The sequence below is a fragment of the Vreelandella maris genome (assembly GCF_013371085.1).
In the GTDB taxonomy this organism is placed as follows: Bacteria; Pseudomonadota; Gammaproteobacteria; order Pseudomonadales; family Halomonadaceae; genus Vreelandella; species Vreelandella maris.
The window spans coordinates 1-1,202 of record NZ_JABWCV010000081.1 but is presented as its reverse complement, the minus strand read 5'-3'; the positions used below and the strand labels follow the sequence as shown (position 1 = coordinate 1,202).

The 1,202-nt window shown below is 51.9% G+C and carries 1 pseudogene; it reads left to right on the top strand.

Annotation, left to right across the window (positions count from 1 at the left end):
* Positions 1-186: 186 nt before the first annotated feature.
* Positions 187-1,082 (top strand): annotated as a pseudogene (locus tag HUO07_RS21530) (IS3 family transposase); the annotation flags it as partial.
* Positions 1,083-1,202 lie beyond the last annotated feature (120 nt).

Here is a 1,202-nt window from a genome sequence, read left to right as displayed (position 1 = left end):
GAACTACATGTCGCCTATTGATATCCTTTAGTCTTGACATGAATTAAGAAGGTCAGCCATGAGCTGACCTTTTTTATGAAAAACTAGTATCTCGGCAAACAAATTCAGCTTTAATTCAGGAGTTTTTGATCCTGCCCAGTAACGGTGGACACCTCAAGAACGTCATACGTTACGATGAGGTGAACCATGGCAAGATCGACAACATCAATGAAGAAAAAATCATATACCCGTTACTCAGATGCCTACCGGCAAGAAGCCTTAGCGCTTGCGGATCGCATTGGCGTTGCAGCAGCGGCGCGTGAGCTGGGAATACACGCGAGTCAGCTCTATCAGTGGCGATCTAAAGCACAGCTGCAGCAAGACACATCCGAGCGAGAGCGGTCGTTGGCAGAAGAAAACGCCCGCTTGAAGCGCCAACTAGCCGAGGCAAATGAAGAGCTGGCCATCACAAAAAAGGCCGCGGTGTACTTTGCGAAAAGCCTGAAGTGAAGTACGCCTTTATCCACCGTCATCGTCAGGCGTTCAGTATTCAGCGTATGTGCCATGTTGTCGGGGTCGCTCGGAGTGGCTACTACGCTTGGCGGCAACGCGAAGGCGCATCGTCCCCAAAACGCAGCCAGCAAGCCATTATCGATCAGCATGTGGCCAAGGCTTATCACCAACGCAAAGGCCGCTCAGGCGCCCCGAGACTAACGCTAGACCTGCGAGATGATGGGATGCCGATCAACCGTAAGACGGTGGCTGCCAGCTTACAGCGTCAGGGCCTGCGCGCTAAAGCAGCTCGTAAGTTCAAGGCCACCACGAACTCACGGCATTCGCTGCCAGTCGCACCGAATCTACTAGAACAAAACTTCACGGCCTCAGCTCCTAATCAAAAGTGGGTGGGTGACATTACCTACTTGGCGACGGGCGAAGGCTGGCTTTACCTGGCAGTGCTCATTGATCTTTACTCTCGTAAAGTGGTCGGTTGGGCAATGAGTGAGCGTATGACGGCCGATCTTGTCTGTGACGCGCTACAGATGGCGCTATGGAGACGCAAAATGCCCAAAGGCGTGATAGTCCATTCGGATCGAGGTAGTCAGCTTAGGTTCAAGGGGCCGTCGCAACACTGGCTTATGATGCTGAAAATAGTAGTTCTTTGAGAGCTTCAGCAGGTGTTTTCCAATCAAGTGTTTTACGAGGTCTGTCGTTGAGAGTCGTCG